The sequence below is a fragment of the Granulicella sp. S190 genome (genome assembly GCF_009766095.1).
In the GTDB taxonomy this organism is placed as follows: Bacteria; Acidobacteriota; Terriglobia; order Terriglobales; family Acidobacteriaceae; genus Edaphobacter.
Genome location: NZ_LMUD01000019.1, coordinates 96,651 through 113,355, shown reverse-complemented (window position 1 = coordinate 113,355; position 16,705 = coordinate 96,651). Strand labels below are relative to the sequence as shown.

Genomic DNA, 16,705 nt, shown 5'->3' with positions numbered 1-16,705 from the left:
CAGCCACAAGGGGGCCATCAACATGGACCGCAGACAGTTCACCACCCTCGGAGCTGCATCGCTCGGCAACCTGCTCACCCGGAGACTCTGGGCTGAGCAGGTCCGCGCATCCGCCACTCCGGATAAGTTCTACTTCGCCCTGGTCGCAGACTCCCACATCATCGACAACTTCTACGTCAAAGGAAGTGAGAACAGCGTCGAAGACAACGAGAGCATCCTGCTCACCACGCCGCGCCTCACCGCCGCCCGCGATCTCATCAACTCGCTCCATCCTGCCATCGAGCAGGTCTTTCTCATCGGCGACTACTTCCACAACTACCCCTCCACCGACTATGACTTTTACTTCAAGAACAACACCCGGCTCGACCTCGCCAAGACCATCACCGACGGCTTCAAGATGCCGGTCCACCTCGGCTTCGGCAACCACGACTACGACGTCAGGCACGTTCCTCGTGAGATGAGCCACCGCCTCTTCCAGGCCAAGTTCAACGCCACGCCATACTCGGTACTGGACTACAAAGGTTACAAATTTATCCACCTCAATAACTTCCTGGGCAGCACTCAGGACAACACCGCAGCCGACTTCAACCCGGGACGAGGCTCGCTCGGCGAAGAGCAGCTCCACTGGTTCGAAGCGCAGCTTCAACAACACAAACCCACCTTCGTCTTCATCCACTACCCTCTCCCTCTCGATCAGCCGACGGAGTTCGCCGACTACGGACTTTATCCCCTCTTGAAGAAATACCAGGACAACATTCAGATGGTCGTCTCCGGCCACGTTCACAAGTGGAATGACTACGGGCACACCTATGGCCCGCAGCACTACACCATGGCCGCCACTCGCTACGACCCGAACGCCTACATGTTGATGGAAGTCGATACGAAGCACGCAACCTGGCGCTTCCTGAACGTGGATCTTGTGGAGTGGGCCACGCACTACAGCAAGCCCTACCAAAGCGCCTAGCTACTACGTGCAACGCCCGGCATCAACAACCTGCCATATAGATATTCCAAGGAAAACAATTTGCTCTCTCCTCAGTTACGTTTTATTTTGCTCCCCACCCTCACCGTTCTTTGCAGCGGAATCGCCTGCGCCCAGGTCTCTTCCGCTGGCGATGCCGTAAAGCTGAATCAAATCCAGGTCATCGGCACGCATAATAGTTATCACGCCGGCATCGCTCCCAACGAAAGCAAGTTATGGCAGGCAAAGTACGCGGACGCTTACAAAGGCCTCGACTACCAGCATCAGCCTCTCCCGCAGCAGTTCGACAGTGGCGTGCGCCAGATCGAACTTGATATCTTCTCAGACTCCAAAGGTGGCCTCTACGCCCATCCGTCCGGTCCCAGGAATGTGGCGGCGGCTCATCTTCCGGCCGATCCCGATCCGGACCCCAACGGTCTGATGTCGAAGCCGGGCTTCAAGGTGATGCACGTCCAGGATGTCGACTACCGCAGCACCTGCCAGCCATTCACTGCATGCCTCGAACAGATCAAACAGTGGTCCCAGGCCCATCCCGGTCACGTCCCCATCTTCATCCTGCTAGAGACAAAGCAGGGCCACTCTCGCGGAGAGGTCCAACTCACTGAGCCCGAGCCCTTCACCTCCGCAACCTTTGACGCTCTCGATGCGGAGATCCGTTCCGTGTTCTCTCCGCAACAGATGATCACCCCCGATGATGTTCGTGGAAGCTACAAGACGCTCAACCAAGCCGTCCTCGCGCACAACTGGCCCACACTGGACAAGGCTCGCGGGAAAGTCACCTTCCTGATGGATCAACGCAACGTCGGCCCTGTCTACCTTGCAGGTCATCCCTCGTTGCGTGGCCGCGTGATCTTCACCAATGCAGAGCCGGGCCAGCCCGATGCAGCCTTCATCGAGCGCAACGAAGGCCCAGCCTCCGACATCTCTGCACTCGTGCAACAGGGTTATCTCATACGCGCTCGCACCGACGCCGACACCAAAGAGGCGAGAGCAAACAACACCGCCGTACGCGACGCCATGATGAGCAGCGGAGCTCAACTCCTCAGCACCGACTATCCTCCAAACGAGCCCGCTCGCTGGGAAGGCCACTACGTCGTCACTCTGCCCGGCAACGTGGCGGCTCGCTGTAACCCCGTCAACGCACCCTCCACCTGCAAAGCCGTTGCTCCCTAAAGAGCACAGGAATCCCGTGGCCGTCTATCTCACGATAACGGCCACTCTCATCCGATCCACTCGATAGAGAGAAATGCGCACAGAGCCCGACTGCCTCTAGACAGCGCCCGATCCACGAAACACCGCGGGAATCGTCTGGCAGAGAATCTTGATATCCAGCCACACCGACCACTGATCGATATATCGCATATCCAGCGCCATCCACTCATCGAAACCAATCGAACTCCGCCCCATGATCTGCCACAGGCACGTAATCCCCGGCTTCACGCTGAACCGCCGTCTGTGCCAGTCCTGCTCAAATCCTTCATAGTCACGTAGCGGAAGCGGACGCGGACCGACCAGGCTCATATCCCCAACCAGCACGTTAATCAGCTGTGGAATCTCATCCAGACTGGTCTTCCGCAAAAACTTGCCCGCAGGAGTGATGCGTGGATCGTTCTTTAGCTTGAACGTCGGCCCCTGCGTCTCGTTCAGATGTTCCACCTGCGACATCAGCCGCTCCGCATCCTGGACCATCGTGCGAAACTTCAAAATCTCAAACGGCCTCTTGCCATATCCCATCCTCGTCTGCTTGAAGAAGACAGGGCCGGGAGCCGTCAGCTTGATCAATGCTGCGATCATGACAAAAAGAGGAGCAAGCAGCACGAGCATGACAAAAGAGATCACAACGTCGGCAGTTCGCTTCACCATAAAGGCCCACGCATTCCAGGACTCGTCATGCAGCGTAATAGTGCCCACAGCCCCACGCAGAAAGGCAGTCCGTTTGGAATCCTCTTGGTCGAAGAATGTCCCCAGAAACCGTACGGCAATGCCATGGTCGCGGCACGCCGAGATGATCCCCGCGATCTGCTGGTAGAACGACGCCAGCGGCAACGCAACGATAATCTCATCTACCGGAAGCGTCCTCAGCAGTTCAGGAATAGAGTCCAACCCACCCACTAACGCTCCCAGCTGCGAGTCCGCCGTCTGTTTGCTCCACCACTGATCGTCCACAAAACCCTGAATGCAATATCCCCACTCAGGATGACGGGCAATGTCTTGAACGAAGCTGTTGGCGCGACGATTCGTGCCCACAATCAAGATGTAGCGGCGATTGTGTCCGCGAGCGCGGAACGCCTGCATTATTGCCCGCGCGACCAGGCGAGTGGTAAGAAACCCTGCCAGGCTCAGAATCCCGAAGAGAACTGCAATAACCACCAGTTCCATCACGCTGTGTTTTGAATGCGAGCAGATCAGCCAGAGCCATACAAACGTAAACGCCGCGCAGAGGGAGCTCGCCCCGCACACGTCCAGTGCCTCTTTCAGATGACCTTCCAACCGGCGGGAACGATAAAACCCGTTCATCCGAAGCGTCGCATGCCATGCCAACGCTAGAAGCGCCGTCGCAAGAAAAACAGGAATGGGATAGTGAGTCTCGAGAGAGTTGTAAACCTCAAAGACTCGCTGATGAACAGTCGCTAAATAGGAGAGACCGAGGCAGCAGAACAAAAGCCCTAAATCACCGGCCGGCGCTAGCTCTAAAAGGGTTCTTCTATTGGAAGGTGTCATGGGGGGAGCCCCTTCTGAAGGTGCCTTCTCGTAATGTTGGTTTAAGTGCTAAGTAACAGGTTGAATCCGAATGTGGTCAGGCCTCAGGGTACCCTGCATTGAAACTGACAGGCAATGATTAATACTACCCGAGAAATACTTCTCATAAGACACACGCATCCATGCTCCGAAACAACTCACGCCAGCCTCGATCCCTGCCCGCAAAATAATGTGGCATCCACCCCCTAACTTCCTATATAAGGGGAGTTGACGGTTTTTATGAAACAGGTCGTCCCTGAACTGAGAAGATGTTCTCAGTTGCAACAACTTTCCTGCGGTGGAGGGTTATGAATTACATCGATGAGCTGTCTTCAACATGGACCATCAGGCTTACTACAGAAGTGCACTCCAGAAGCTGCCGTCTCTTTCTCTCAGCCTCCACCGTAAGGGCCGCACCAGATATCTAAGATATCTCGAACTTTCTTGCCGCCCCTGGCCAACACCTCCTCAACAAAAGTCATCTCAATCAATGTCGTACTCCGCAAAATCTACTTCGTTGGCGCATTCGCCGCACACAGCACGCGCTGATCTAAAGCTCTAAAAATAGACCCTGGGAGATTTCTATGAACGATCCGATTCACATTGCAGTCGTGGGCTCTGGCTACGTAGGCTTGGTAGCTGCTGTTTGTTTTGCAGAGATGGGTCACAGCGTTGTCTGTGTAGATAACGATCAGCGAAAGGTAGCCGCGCTTCAGGGCGGCGACAGCCTCATCCACGAAAAGTATCTTCCGGAGCTCCTCCAGCGTTACCGCAACTCGAGGGTGAAGTTCACCACCGATCTCTCCGCCGCCACCCGAGAGGCCCAGGCCATCTTCATCGCAGTAGGAACACCACAGAGCGAGACCGGCGACGCCGATCTGTCCTACGTCGAAGCAGTCGCAAGCGAGATCGCCCGCTCCATCACAACCTATAAGGTCATCGCGGAAAAAAGCACCGTCCCCGTCTACACCAACGAGTGGATTCGCCGCGTCATGGAGCGCAACGGCGTCTCGCGGGATATGTTCGATGTCGTCTCGAACCCGGAGTTCCTCCGCGAAGGAACTGCCGTCGCCGACTTCCTCCATCCCGATCGAATCGTCGTCGGAACAGACAGCGATCGTGCCGCAACCGTCATGTCAAAGATCTACGAGCCCCTCACCAGCGGCTCCTACTACGCGAAGGCCGGATCCATCGACGGAGTCTGCAATGGAGATACGCCACCTCCGCTGTTACGTACCTCCACCAAGAGCGCGGAGATCATCAAGCACGCCTCCAATGCATTCCTCGCTCTTAAAATCTCATTCATCAACGCCGTCTCCAACCTCTGCGAAGCCGCCGACGCGGATGTAGAGCAGGTCGCCCAGGGGATGGGCCTCGATGCCCGCATCGGTCCGAAGTTCCTCCGTCCCGGCATCGGTTACGGCGGTTCCTGCTTTCCCAAAGACGTCGCCGCCTTCCGCTCTGTGGCAGAGCAGCTCGGCGTCAACTTCGCTCTCCTCACCGAGGTCGAAAACATCAACGCCGATCAGAAGCGTCGCTTCCTCAGCAAGATCCGTTCCGCCCTCTGGACCCTCCGCGGTAAGAAACTCGGCGTCCTCGGACTTGCCTTCAAAGGTGGCACAGACGACATCCGCGACTCCCCTGCTATCGAACTGGTTCGCATGCTCATGGAAGAAGGCTGCTCTATCAAGGCCTTCGATCCTGCTGCCATGGCGCGCGCAGAGCAGATTCTTCCCGCAGGCCCAGACTTCCAATATGCAACCGACCCGTACGACGCCTCGAAGGATGTTGACGCTCTCCTCATCCTCACCGACTGGGCCGAGTTCGCTGGTCTCGATCTGCAGCGTCTTGCCTCTGCCATGAGTTTCCCCATCATCCTCGATGGACGCAACCTCTACGACCCCGAAGTGATGCTCGAGCATGAGATCACTTACTTCAGTGTTGGCAGGCCCACGCGACATCACACCCAGGAGCTCGCAACCGCCGCAGCTCGCACTCGATAGCAGAACATGTGATCGGCCGGCGGCTCTTCGATGCTCGACTCCGCCGGCCTTTAGCCAATATCCCACGTAAGGGGAACTATGAACGACAAGAAAATTCTCGTAACCGGAGCAGCAGGCTTTCTCGGTTCACACCTGTGCGACTCTCTGCTCGCCGCAGGAAACACCGTACTCGGGGTCGACAACCTGTGCACGGGAAATGAAGCCAACCTCGCTCATCTCCGCAACGAGCCACGCTTCAACTTCACCAACATCGATATCTGCAAGCCCTTCGACCTCGGCCCGGTCGACTTTGTCTTCAACTTTGCCTCCCCTGCCAGCCCGGTCGACTACGCCCGCCTTGGCGTCGAAACTCTCCTCGTCGGATCCGCAGGAACCATCAATACTCTCGAGATCGCGAAGAAGTATCACGCCGGGTATCTCCACGCCTCCACCTCCGAGTGCTACGGCGACCCCGAGGTCCATCCGCAGCCCGAGTCCTATTGGGGGCATGTCAACCCCATCGGCCCGCGCTCCGTCTACGACGAGGCCAAACGATTCTCCGAGGCCGCGGTCATGGCGTACCACCGCTATCACAACGTGAACACCCACCTGGTTCGCATCTTCAACACCTACGGCCCAAGGTTGCAGATCAACGACGGCCGCGTTATCTCCAACCTCATGTCGCAGGCACTCCGCGGCGAGCCCCTCACCATCTACGGCGACGGTCTCCAGACACGCAGCTTCTGCTACGTCTCCGATCTCATCGCCGGCATCCTCGCTCTCGCTGACTCCGACGAGCACCTTCCGGTCAACATCGGCAACCCTGAAGAGTGGACCATTCTCAGCTGCGCCGAAGAGATCCTCAAAGTCATCGGCTCTGACCAGAAGATCGTCTTCAAGCCGCTTCCCCAGGACGACCCCACCCGCCGTCGCCCCGACATCAGCAAAGCAACCAGCCTTCTCGGTTGGTCGCCAAAGATTCAACTTCGTCAGGGACTCGAGATGTCTCTGGCTTACTTTCAAGCCCACACCGAAAAGACACTTGTTCAAAACACGGCCCGCTGAGAAGTTATTCTCACTCGTAAATTAGTAAATACATCTCTATGCAAAAAGCATGTATGAGATTTTGAGTTGTCACAGAACCGTCAATCTGCAAGGTTAATTTTTCGTTGAATCGGTCCCACTTAAGAAACCGTAGACGAGCACTTACATCGAATAAGGGTATGCAACAGACTGTAGCTTTTCCCTTTGGAGAACATCTCTCAAATGAGAAAATGTTCTCACTTTGAGAGATCAACCTCGTGCTGGAGAGAACCCATGAATCGATCGATCGAACACAAAACTCCCCCTGGCGTCATCAAGGTTATGATGGCAAACCTCCCCGTGATGCTCTGCGAACTTCTGCAAGGTGCCTTTGAGGTTGTTCCAGACATCCTGATCACGACACCCATCAACGACGTTCAACATCTCCTCAACAACCCAAAGCCCACCCCGGTCGACGTCATTCTCATCGGCTCCTCCAAGACGGAAAATCCCAGCGCCGTCTCCATCCTTCAGTCCCTGCCCGACATCTACAGGGACACTCGCGCCATCGTCCTCACCCAGGATCCCGACTACGCCGAGGTCATCTCCCTCTTTCGCGCCGGTGCCAAAGGCATCTTCGGCAGCGCCGACCTCCGCTTCGAGCTCCTCTGCAAGTGCATTCGCTGCGTCCATCAGGGACAGATCTGGGCAAAGAATGAGTTGCTCGTCCATCTCGTCTCCTCCCTGTCTCATCCCAAGTCGACCAACGTCATCGACCGCCACGGCAAGCCGATCCTCACCACCCGCGAGCAGCAGGTTCTGCATCTCCTCTCGGACGGCCTCAGCAACTCCGAGCTCGCCACCGTACTGAAGCTCAGCGAACACACCATCAAGAATCATCTCTTCCGCATCTACGACAAGCTTGGCGTCTCCAACCGCATGGAGGCCGTCTTATATGCGCTCACCCCGCGTAACACACAGCCCGTCCAGGCACGCCCATCGAACCCGGCATCGAACAAGATCGCCATCATCAAGACCGCATAACGACACGCAGCGTAATCCGGAACCGGAAGCTCCAGGCGCCGAACCTCCGCAGATACCCCACGCCAGTACCCGAGGCGAACCGCGGCCAGCACGAGCTGGATCTTCCCCAGCCGGTGATACACTAGGTTTTAGGTTGAGGTGCGAACGCCGCGAGGCAAGAGGGGAAAAACCTGACCCGCACCGATCCGAACATTCTCTGGAGATCGCTTTCCAGGCCCAAGAGGTAGTAAGCAGCTCCGATGGTTATCTTTCTCGTCATCATTCACGTTATCGTTTGTCTCTTCCTCGTCGGCGTCGTTCTCCTTCAGCAGGGCAAATCCGCCGATCTCGCGGGAGCCTTCGGCGGCCAGGGTTCGCAGACCGCGTTCGGCCCTCGTGGCGCAGCCAACCTCCTCACCAAGCTCACCACCTACTCGGCCATCGTCTTCATGCTCACATCAATCGGACTCACCATCCTGCTCTCCCGCGCCAGCGGCGACCACTCCGTCCTCTCCGGTACGGCGCACCCGACCAGCCAGACGACACCGGCCAAGAAGTAGTCCTTCTTTCATTTTTAAGGATGCGCAGGCCATCGGCTTGCGCATCCTTTGTTTTGGTCACAATCCTCAAATAAAGATTCCTTCCCGAAGGCTCAAGCCCTATGATCCACGAGATTCTCCCCGTCGGCCCGCTCCAGTGCAACTGCTCCATCCTCGGAGATCAGCTCTCCCACGAAGCCATCGTCGTAGATCCAGGCGACGACATCCCTCGCATCATGGCCCTCCTCGCCACCCACGGCCTCACCGTCAAGAAGATCGTCATCACCCACGCTCACATCGACCACATCGCCGGAGCCCATCGTCTCAAGCAGCTCACCGGTGCCCCCATCCTCTACAACCAGTACGACCTCCCTCTGGTCAAGATGATGGATATCCAGGCCGGCTGGCTCGGCATCCCCACCCCCACCGCCCCTGGCCCCGACGACACCCTCGAAGACGGAAAGCTCATCTCCATCACCGGCCTTTCCGGATCCATCCTCCACACCCCGGGCCACACCGAAGGCAGCGTCTGCCTCTATCTCCCCACCCAAACCCTCCTCCTGGCAGGAGACACCCTCTTCGCCGGCTCCGTAGGCCGCACCGACCTCCCCGGAGGTGATATCCGCAAGCTCCTCACCTCCATCCACGAGCGCCTCCTTACCCTGCCCGACGAAGTCACCGTGATCCCCGGACACGGCCCAAGCACCAGCATCGGAGCCGAACGCGACTCCAATCCATTCCTACAAGGGTAATAAATAGAGTGGCTTGCGGTTAAAAAACAAAGCATAGCTTTACATGCATCACATGAACTAGTAACTATCGTGGTTCCGCATAGTTACCCTATGGATTCGCTCCATCCCCTGCTCCATCTCACGGCAAGCACCGAGCAGGCTCACCACCACCCTGCCAGCCTCGGCAATCCCATAAAACGCCCCCGGATGCACCACCACCCCAACCTCCCGCAGCAACATCTCCGCAACCTCCTCCTCGCCGACCCGCTGCGGCAGCCGTAGAATCGCACTCCACCCCGCCTCAACCCTTAGCACCTCAACCCCGCTCACCACGATCAGCCGCAGATTCTCCCTCACCCGCTCCAGAATCTGCCCCTGAATCCCGTGCCGCCCTGCAAGCCACACTGGCAGCGCCCTCTGCATCGGAGCGTTCACCGACAGAAAGGTGTCCGCCACCACCTCCAGCCGTCCCATCGCCTGCCGTCTGTCACCCTCCGGCCCAAACCCGGCGATCCACCCCACCTTCATCTGCGGCAGCCCGGCGATCTTGCTCATCCCGCTCAACACGAACGTCAGCACCGGATGCGGCCCGACAGCAAAGCTCCCCAGGCTCACACCCGCATCCAGCCCATAATCCAGAAACACCTCATCTACAATCAGCGCCAACCCACGCCGCAGGCAGATCTCTTCCAGCCTCCCTCGCTCCTCAGGTCCGGTCGCATGCCCGGTCGGATTATTCGGATGCACCACAACGATCGCTTTAGTCCGCGGCCCGATCCTTCGTTCCAGCTCCGCAAAGTCGATCCACCACCCATAGTCATAAAACAGCGGATAAGGCCTCAGCCGAACATCCTCCAGGTCCGCCAGAAAATCGAACAGCGGGTAGCTTGGCTGCGCCACCAGCACCTCATCCCCCGCATCGCACAGCAGCCGAAACAGGTAGCCGTACCCTTCGCTCGTACTGGTCGTCAGCACCACATCATCCGGATCGACATCAGCCAGATGGTCCCCGTAGTACCCCGCCACTGCCTCCCGCGCAAACCGCATCCCACGCGGATCGGGATCGTAGACCATCGCCTCCATACTCGCCAGAGGAGCAAGAATCGCCTCCGCGTCATAAGCAAAACCGCACACCGTAGGGTTCGACACCGTCAGGTCTACCAACTCCCGCCCCGCTGTACGCGCCTCGCGAATCGCAGCCGCGAACCCACTCTCACCCACATCCCAACTCGTCCGCGCGGAAAACCGATAGCTCACAGACCTATGCTAAACAGACCTACAAGAGCGTCCGTAGTCCTCACCATCACAAAACTTTATTCATAGCCTCGATCAGCTCATCCACCGTAGAAACCGGCGGCAGGCATCCCGTCCCGCTGCACACCACCGCGAAGCTTCCCTCCCCCTTCAGCCCCGGCAGGTGCGGCAGCGTCTCAGCCAGCGACGGAGGAAGCGCCCCCATCTGGTCCCTCCTCAAACGGATCACGCTCTTATTCACCGCATACCGCGCCAGCGCCACAGCCTCCAGCCTCCGCGCGGCAGCATCGTCGCCAATCACGCAGATCTCCACCGCCCGCAACACCATCCTCTGCAGCGCCAACCCGAAGCTCGCCGCATACAGACCAAAGTGCTCCACCACTCCCGCAAAGGTCTCCAGCGTCTCCAGAGCCTTCACCGCGTAGTCTTCCCTGCCGTTCAGCGCCTCCAGCCGAAGCAGCAGCGCCGCACCCACAGGATTCCCCGCCGGCGTAGGCGAGTCCTGCAGCGGTTTCCTGCGAGTCACAAGCGCACCCAGCCTGACCTCACCCTCAGCCGCACTCTCCGTATCGAAAAACGCGCAGCCAGTTGGATCGTAAAACTTCAGCAACGCGCTCTCCATCAGCGATTCAGCCGCCGTGTAGTACCGCATCTCTCCGGTCAGCTCCCACGCATCCAGCGTCGCATGCCCCAGAAAAACATAGTCATCGAGCACTCCCGCCACCCGCGCAGCGCTCCCGCCGTTCTCTCCATACGCAACCACATGCGCCAGCCCAACCTTCGCCTCCCACGCCTCCGCCAGCACGCGATCGAGAGACTTCAGCGCAAACGCCCGCACCTCCGGCATATCCAGCACCCGCCCCGCCTCCAGGTACGCCGAGATCATCATCCCGTTCCAGCCCACGTAGATCGTCTTGTCCACATAAGGAGTAGGCCGCTTCAACCGCGCCGTATACAGCTTCTCCTTCGCGCTCCCCAGCAGCTCCCGCGCCTGCACCACCGTCATCCCATTCGCCTTTGCAACGCCCTCAAGCGTGCTCCGAACATGCAGCACATTCTTCGCCGGGTTGTGATGCATATCGCCGATCTCGCCAATGTCGTAGTACGCGCTCGCAACCGTCATCTCCCGCGCGCTCAGCACCTCGGAAGCCTCTTCGCGAGTCCACGTAAAGTAGTCGCCGTCATCCTCCAGCGAAAAGTCCGCATCCTGCGACGCATAAAATCCGCCGCGCTCCCGGTCGCTCAGCCACTCATCGATCCACTGAATCATCTCCCGCGCCACCCGCGCCGCCTCGGGCTCCACCGCCGTCTGGAACGCATGCACATAGTTCTTCAGCAGCTCGCTGTTGTCGTACGACATCTTCTCGAAGTGCGGTACCACCCAGCTCTCATCCACCGAGTAACGATGAAATCCTCCAGCCAGATGGTCATAGATCCCACCCTTCGACATCTTCAGCAGCGTCACCATCGCCGCATTCTTCGCCGCCGCGCTCTGGTCCTCCGCGCCGGCAGTCGAAACCCGCGAAGCCACGTCCAGCAGCAGATCAATTGCCCCCGAGTGAGGAAACTTCGGCTGCGATCCAAACCCACCCGACCGCGCATCGAACTGCTTCAACGCCGACGCCACCAGCTTCGCCACCAGCTCCGGTCCGGGATTCCCACTCCGCCCTATAAACGATTCGTTATGCTCAATCGCCGCCATCACGCTTCCGGCCGACTCGTTCACCTCCTCGCGCCGATTCTGAAACGCCTCCGCCATCGTCAACAGCACCCGCTGAAACCCCGGCCTCCCATGTTGATCCCCTGGAGGAAAATACGTCCCTCCAAAGTAAGGCTTACCCTCCGGAGTCAGAAACGCAGTCAGCGGCCATCCCCCCTGCCCGCTGATCGCAGCCACCGCCGCCTGATACCTCGTATCCACATCCGGCCGCTCATCCCGGTCCACCTTCACCGCGACAAAGTGGTCGTTGATGATCTTCGCCGTCTCCACATTCTCATACGACTCGCGATCCATTACATGACACCAGTGGCACCACACCGCACCGATATCCAGCAGGATCGGTTTATCCGCAGCCATAGCCTTCTCAAACGCCGCCTCGCCCCACTCCTGCCACTCTACCGGCTGATGCATCGCAGACCGCAGATAAGCCGACGCCGCCTTCGACAAAGCGTTCAACGATTCCCCACCTCGCACGCCACTCCCCGTACCGTCTCCTACTCGTTCCTGACTCGCCGTCTGTTTCTGACTCATAGATCTCCAGTCTAGTGCAAACGATTCCACTCGCCTCGCACCTTCCGTTGCATGCAGTGTTCCTGCAGTTGTACTTGGAATAGCGACTGCAGTTGCAGCTGTAGTTGTAGTTGCCTGTTCTCTTGGTTGTCATTCCGAAGCGAAGCAGAGGAATCTGCGGTTGCCTTTGCCTGTTTTCTTGGTTGTCATTCCGAAGCGAAGCAGAGGAATCTGCGGTTATTCCCCCAGCCCCAACCAACCGCAAAACAAAAAAAGGACCCGAGCCAAAGCCCGAGCCCTCTTTCATCCCTACATCTACTACTGTGGCGGCGCAGCAACCGGCGTTACATTGATCGGCTTCGGAGCCTCAGGAGCCTTCGGAGCCGTCAACCCCGGAATCACCGGAGCCTGTCCCGCAACTCCCTGCGCTGCACTCTCGATGTTGATCCCATACCGGTCCAACGTATTCGCCAGCAGTTGGAACAGCTGTGCACGATCCCTCGCATACGCCGCAGTAGCCGAGATCAGGTTGTTTTCACCCGTCGCCAGGTTCCTGCCCTGCTGCAACACATTCGCAGTCGTCGAAGCGCCCAGCTTGTACTTCTTCTGCTCCGCATCCAGGCTCTGCGCAGCGAAGTCTCTCGCCGCTTGAGCCGCCTGCACCTGCGCACGATCATTCGTCAACGCATACTGCTGGTTCGTCACCTGAATGCGAATCAGCGTATACAGCTGCTGCAACCGCATCTGCGACTGCCGATACTCCATCTGCGAACGCGCCTGGTCTGCCTGTGCCGTGCGGTTCCGCAGCGTGATCGTCATGTTCACCCCAACGCCCTTATCCGGAGCGTTGTTGTTGAAGTTATTCTTGAGGACCGTCCCGTAATCGACCGAAGGAAACGTTCCGGGGGCATACGGCGCATTCGTATTAAAGTTGATCGCATTCGGGTTCTGAGCACCACCTAGCGCGCTTCCGCCGTAGAACCCATACGCATCGACCACCGGCAGCAGGCCATTCTTGAACGCTTTGATCGTGATCTCGTTGTTCTTCATGTTCAACACCGCCTGCTCGATCTGCGGGTTGTTGGCATACGCCTGCTTCACCAGGTCCTCCACCTGCAGGTCCTCTTCCGGCAGCCTGTCCAGTGCCACGCGGTCGGTAGGAATCACCGGAGCCTGCGATAGTTGCGGATCGTTCAGGTTGCGCACCACCGCCTGCTTCATCAGTAGCTGCTGATACTCCAGGTTCGTCTTCGAAGCCACCAGGGCCTGCTTGTCGCTCGCCACAGCACTGTCAGAGTTCACCACATCCAGCGGCGCCAGCGTTCCAATCTCAAGCTGCTTCCGGTTATCCGAGGTCAACTGCGACGACTGCGTCAGCTGACGCTCCTTTGCCTGCTCATCCTCATACGCGCTCACCAGCGCCCAGTAGATATTCTCTACCTGGTTCACCGTGTAGAGTAGCTGCTGCCGGAACGCCGAGTCCGTAATCCGCCGGTCGTTCTTCGCCTGCAGAATAAACCGGCCGTTCACGCCCCATCCGAAGCCCTGTAACAGATGCTGCGTCGCAGTCGCACGGAAGCTGGTCGTCAGCGAGGGGCTGTAGTTGCTGAAGGGATTGTCCGTCGTCACCCGCGTATTGTTGAAGCCCACCGTCAACTGCGTGCCGGTTAGAAATCCCTGCGCATAGTTGAAGTTGTACGTCGAAGTATCCGTCGTCAATACATTCAAGCCACCGCTGAACAGTGTATTCAGCTGCGGCTGCGTCGAGGCCTCATACTCCAGCTGCCCACTCAGCACCGGGTCCAGATTCTCCGGTACAGGTCCGCCGCCGTTGGTACTCACAACAATTCCACCCACACCGGTACCGCCGCCACCCACGCCTGCTGAAGTAGCTCCGGGACCGCCCCCCGTGGTAATCGTCGTCGTCGTTCCACCGAGCGTATTCGTCAGCAGACCCGTCGAAACACCGCGCAGCGACGATCCAGCCTTCGCCCGCAACAGGTCCGTATCCGCAATATCCAGGTTGATCCGCGAGATCGCAATATCGTAGTTATTCTGCAAAGCCAGCGTCACCGCATCGGCCAGGCTCAGATAGATCTTGCCATCCTTCAGCAACGAACCAACATCTGTATTGCCCAGCCGGAAGGTCGGAACCTGGATCGCCGTATACGGCGCAATCGGATTCCAGATATGGCTCTTCGGCTTGGTGAAGTCGCGGTTCGTGTCACGCAGAAACAGCGGCTCCGTCGGCTTTGGTGCAGGAGCCTGCGGCAACCCGGGCTGTCCCGTCGTGTCATTCTGCACCGCCTGCGGCGTTGCCGGCGTCGTCGGATTCGTCTGTGTCTGCTGTCCCAGGCTAGGCTGTGTGCACAGACTCATCAGCAGCAGCGAAATACTCGCCGCACCTTGCATATCCCTTAATCTCACGATTCGCTCTCCAGCACTTCCAAATTCATTCCCGATGCCCGCCAGCGGCGTTCAAACAACACAACAAGGTCCCTGCATGCCTTTGCTGGCACATGCTCTTCACAAGGACAGAGCATCCAATCAATCTTCTGGATCTTAACTATGACGTGCGGCACTTCCAAACGACTCAAAGTTTCCGACTTTCGGATCGAAAGCAGTTACTTCGTTGTGCATTCTGTCTATACGCACATATCCCGACCTTCGTTCCGAAATAAATTCATAGGGTTAGCCTGGATAGGTGCAGCCTCACGAGTATAACAACCCGCCGTTCCCAGCCCCTCGACAAACCCTGCCACGCGATAACATAGAGGAGAACCGCCTATTCACATCACGGAGAGTTTTTAAGTTGAAATTTCTGCTTTTCTTTTTGCTCCTCCCCCCAGTTGTTCTCGCTCAGCCCACACCAGCAACCGGAATCGTTCATACCCATGACGTAGACCTCGCCTATGAGGTCTATGGCGCGCCTTCCTCGTCAACTCCCGCCATCGTCATCAACGGAGGCCCAGGCTTCCTCCACAACTACATGCTCCTCAGCGATGTCTTCACCGGACGCCTCGCCCAAAATCGCCAAGTCATCTTCTACGACCAGCGCGGCGTAGGAAAATCTAAACTCCTCAACCCATTGGCCCCTGTCGATATGGCCGCACAGGTCGCCGACCTCGAAGCCATTCGCGCCAAACTCGGCTTTCAGACCTTCGATATCATCGGCCACTCCTGGGGTGGCCTGCTCGCCATGGGCTACGCTGCCGCTCATCCCGATCACATTCACAAATTCGTCATCATCGACTCCGCCGCCCCAAAATTGAGCCAGACGCTCTTCATGTTCAAGCAGTTCTATCCCGACGAGCTCGCGAAGGAAAAGCAGCAAGATGCCGTCAAGACATCAGCCGACAGCACGATCGAATCAGGCCAGTCACTTCGCCGCTTTCTTCGCAGAGACTTCTACAGCAAGGAGAACTTCGATCGCTACATAGCTCCCCTAAGCGATCAAGCTCTTGCAGACGTAAGCAATGACAAAATGGACGAAGCCGTCGAAAAAGCCGTCACGAGCGTCGATCTCAACCCCAACCTCCACAACTTCCACTTTCCTGCCCTTATTATGAGCGGTCGATATGACATCAACGTGGCGCCGCTCACCGCATGGAAGATCTACAAAGCCATCCCAAACTCAAAGCTCTCCATCTTCGAAAAGAGCGGACACTTTCCCTTTTACGAAGAAGAAGACCAATTCCTGAAGGTCCTCAACAACTTTCTGGCCGACAACTAGTCCTACTCCACGCCGCGTCTTCTAGGCTCCTTCCCGGAAGACGCGGCCACATCGTTAGATCAAAAGAGCGCAACCTCTCCGCACCCTCATCAAAGCGACACTGCTCTGACCCTCGCGCTCAGCCAATCACCCCTGTGATACCGTCCAAAAAGCCATGTTTCACTGGAAGACAACTCTGACCTATGACGGGACACCCTACAACGGATGGCAGGTTCAACCCAGCCTCCCCACCGTTCAGGGAACCCTCGCCCAGGCCATCCACCGCATCACCGGAGAATCCATCCTCCCCCAGGGCTCCGGTCGCACCGACACCGGCGTCCACGCCCTTGGCCAGGTAGCCAGCTTCTCTCTCTCAGCCCCCATCCCCGCAGCCAACCTCCACCGCGCCCTCAACGATGCTCTCCCACCCAGCATCCGCATCCTGGCGCTCGAACCCGTCCCCGAGACCTTTCACGCCCGCCACAGCGTC

The 16,705-nt window shown here is 58.0% G+C and carries 12 protein-coding genes and 1 pseudogene; 9 read left to right on the top strand and 4 right to left on the bottom strand.

Features of this window, described 5'->3' with window-relative positions; genetic code table 11:
- Window positions 1–22 precede the first annotated feature (22 nt).
- Together GSQ94_RS12390 and GSQ94_RS12385 are read left to right on the top strand one after the other, a co-directional pair.
- The gene (locus tag GSQ94_RS12390) at window positions 23–964 is read left to right on the top strand and encodes a metallophosphoesterase (protein WP_158944184.1); all 942 of its coding nucleotides are present in this window, start codon (window positions 23–25) and stop codon (window positions 962–964) included.
- A gap of 60 nt (window positions 965–1,024) precedes the next feature.
- Entirely contained in the window at window positions 1,025–2,155 is a 1,131-nt protein-coding gene (locus GSQ94_RS12385; protein ID WP_371417505.1) for a phosphatidylinositol-specific phospholipase C1-like protein, read from the top strand.
- A 96-nt stretch (window positions 2,156–2,251) separates the two neighbouring features.
- Here GSQ94_RS12385 and GSQ94_RS12380 read toward each other — a convergent pair whose 3' ends face one another.
- Entirely contained in the window at window positions 2,252–3,703 is a 1,452-nt protein-coding gene (locus GSQ94_RS12380; protein WP_254063834.1) for a sugar transferase, read from the bottom strand.
- 602 nt (window positions 3,704–4,305) lie between these two features.
- On the opposite strand from GSQ94_RS12380, the gene GSQ94_RS12375 reads away from it, so the two are divergent.
- The 5 genes from GSQ94_RS12375 (at window position 4,306) to GSQ94_RS12355 (ending at window position 9,040) form a co-directional block, all read left to right on the top strand.
- Window positions 4,306–5,724 carry a UDP-glucose/GDP-mannose dehydrogenase family protein gene (locus tag GSQ94_RS12375; protein ID WP_158944182.1) on the top strand — a complete coding sequence of 473 codons (1,419 nt, stop codon included), beginning with the start codon at window positions 4,306–4,308 and terminating at the stop codon, window positions 5,722–5,724.
- 78 nt (window positions 5,725–5,802) lie between these two features.
- Window positions 5,803–6,768 carry a UDP-glucuronic acid decarboxylase family protein gene (locus GSQ94_RS12370; protein WP_158944181.1) on the top strand — a complete coding sequence of 322 codons (966 nt, stop codon included), beginning with the start codon at window positions 5,803–5,805 and terminating at the stop codon, window positions 6,766–6,768.
- 252 nt (window positions 6,769–7,020) lie between these two features.
- Entirely contained in the window at window positions 7,021–7,770 is a 750-nt protein-coding gene (locus tag GSQ94_RS12365; protein WP_158944180.1) for a response regulator transcription factor, read from the top strand.
- 239 nt (window positions 7,771–8,009) lie between these two features.
- Window positions 8,010–8,309 (top strand): preprotein translocase subunit SecG, encoded by a 300-nt coding sequence (secG, locus tag GSQ94_RS12360; RefSeq protein WP_158944179.1) that lies wholly within the window; start codon window positions 8,010–8,012, stop codon window positions 8,307–8,309.
- Between the two features lie 101 nt (window positions 8,310–8,410).
- Window positions 8,411–9,040: an MBL fold metallo-hydrolase gene (locus GSQ94_RS12355; protein ID WP_158944178.1), complete on the top strand. Its 630-nt coding sequence runs from the start codon at window positions 8,411–8,413 to the stop codon at window positions 9,038–9,040.
- A gap of 57 nt (window positions 9,041–9,097) precedes the next feature.
- Here the strand turns inward: GSQ94_RS12355 and GSQ94_RS12350 are convergent, their stop codons facing one another.
- The 3 genes from GSQ94_RS12350 to GSQ94_RS12340 all read right to left on the bottom strand — a co-directional run bounded on the left by GSQ94_RS12350 (window position 9,098) and on the right by GSQ94_RS12340 (window position 14,915).
- On the bottom strand, window positions 9,098–10,276 hold the full coding sequence (locus GSQ94_RS12350) for a pyridoxal phosphate-dependent aminotransferase (protein ID WP_158944177.1): 1,179 nt from the start codon (window positions 10,274–10,276) through the stop codon (window positions 9,098–9,100).
- Window positions 10,277–10,322: 46 nt separating this feature from the next.
- Complete coding sequence (locus GSQ94_RS12345; protein ID WP_158944176.1) at window positions 10,323–12,524, bottom strand: thioredoxin domain-containing protein; 2,202 nt, start codon at window positions 12,522–12,524, stop codon at window positions 10,323–10,325.
- A 297-nt stretch (window positions 12,525–12,821) separates the two neighbouring features.
- Window positions 12,822–14,915, bottom strand: coding sequence for a TolC family protein (locus GSQ94_RS12340; protein WP_158944302.1), 2,094 nt, complete (start codon window positions 14,913–14,915; stop codon window positions 12,822–12,824).
- 400 nt (window positions 14,916–15,315) lie between these two features.
- Between GSQ94_RS12340 and GSQ94_RS12335 the strand changes: the two genes are divergently transcribed.
- Both GSQ94_RS12335 and GSQ94_RS12330 read left to right on the top strand, forming a co-directional pair.
- Window positions 15,316–16,236 carry an alpha/beta fold hydrolase gene (locus tag GSQ94_RS12335; protein ID WP_158944175.1) on the top strand — a complete coding sequence of 307 codons (921 nt, stop codon included), beginning with the start codon at window positions 15,316–15,318 and terminating at the stop codon, window positions 16,234–16,236.
- Window positions 16,237–16,390: 154 nt separating this feature from the next.
- Window positions 16,391–16,705: pseudogene (locus GSQ94_RS12330) on the top strand (tRNA pseudouridine(38-40) synthase TruA); the annotation flags it as partial.

Excerpts from the sequence above, each read along its gene's own strand:
- GSQ94_RS12390 (WP_158944184.1), top strand. The coding sequence starts at position 23 with ATGGACCGCAGACAGTTCACCACCCTCGGAGCTGCATCGCTCGGCAAC.
- GSQ94_RS12380 (WP_254063834.1), bottom strand. The coding sequence starts at position 3,703 with ATGACACCTTCCAATAGAAGAACCCTTTTAGAGCTAGCGCCGGCCGGT.
- GSQ94_RS12375 (WP_158944182.1), top strand. The coding sequence starts at position 4,306 with ATGAACGATCCGATTCACATTGCAGTCGTGGGCTCTGGCTACGTAGGC.
- GSQ94_RS12370 (WP_158944181.1), top strand. The coding sequence starts at position 5,803 with ATGAACGACAAGAAAATTCTCGTAACCGGAGCAGCAGGCTTTCTCGGT.
- GSQ94_RS12365 (WP_158944180.1), top strand. The coding sequence starts at position 7,021 with ATGAATCGATCGATCGAACACAAAACTCCCCCTGGCGTCATCAAGGTT.
- secG (WP_158944179.1), top strand. The coding sequence starts at position 8,010 with ATGGTTATCTTTCTCGTCATCATTCACGTTATCGTTTGTCTCTTCCTC.
- GSQ94_RS12355 (WP_158944178.1), top strand. The coding sequence starts at position 8,411 with ATGATCCACGAGATTCTCCCCGTCGGCCCGCTCCAGTGCAACTGCTCC.
- GSQ94_RS12345 (WP_158944176.1), bottom strand. The coding sequence starts at position 12,524 with ATGAGTCAGAAACAGACGGCGAGTCAGGAACGAGTAGGAGACGGTACG.
- GSQ94_RS12340 (WP_158944302.1), bottom strand. The coding sequence starts at position 14,915 with ATGCAAGGTGCGGCGAGTATTTCGCTGCTGCTGATGAGTCTGTGCACA.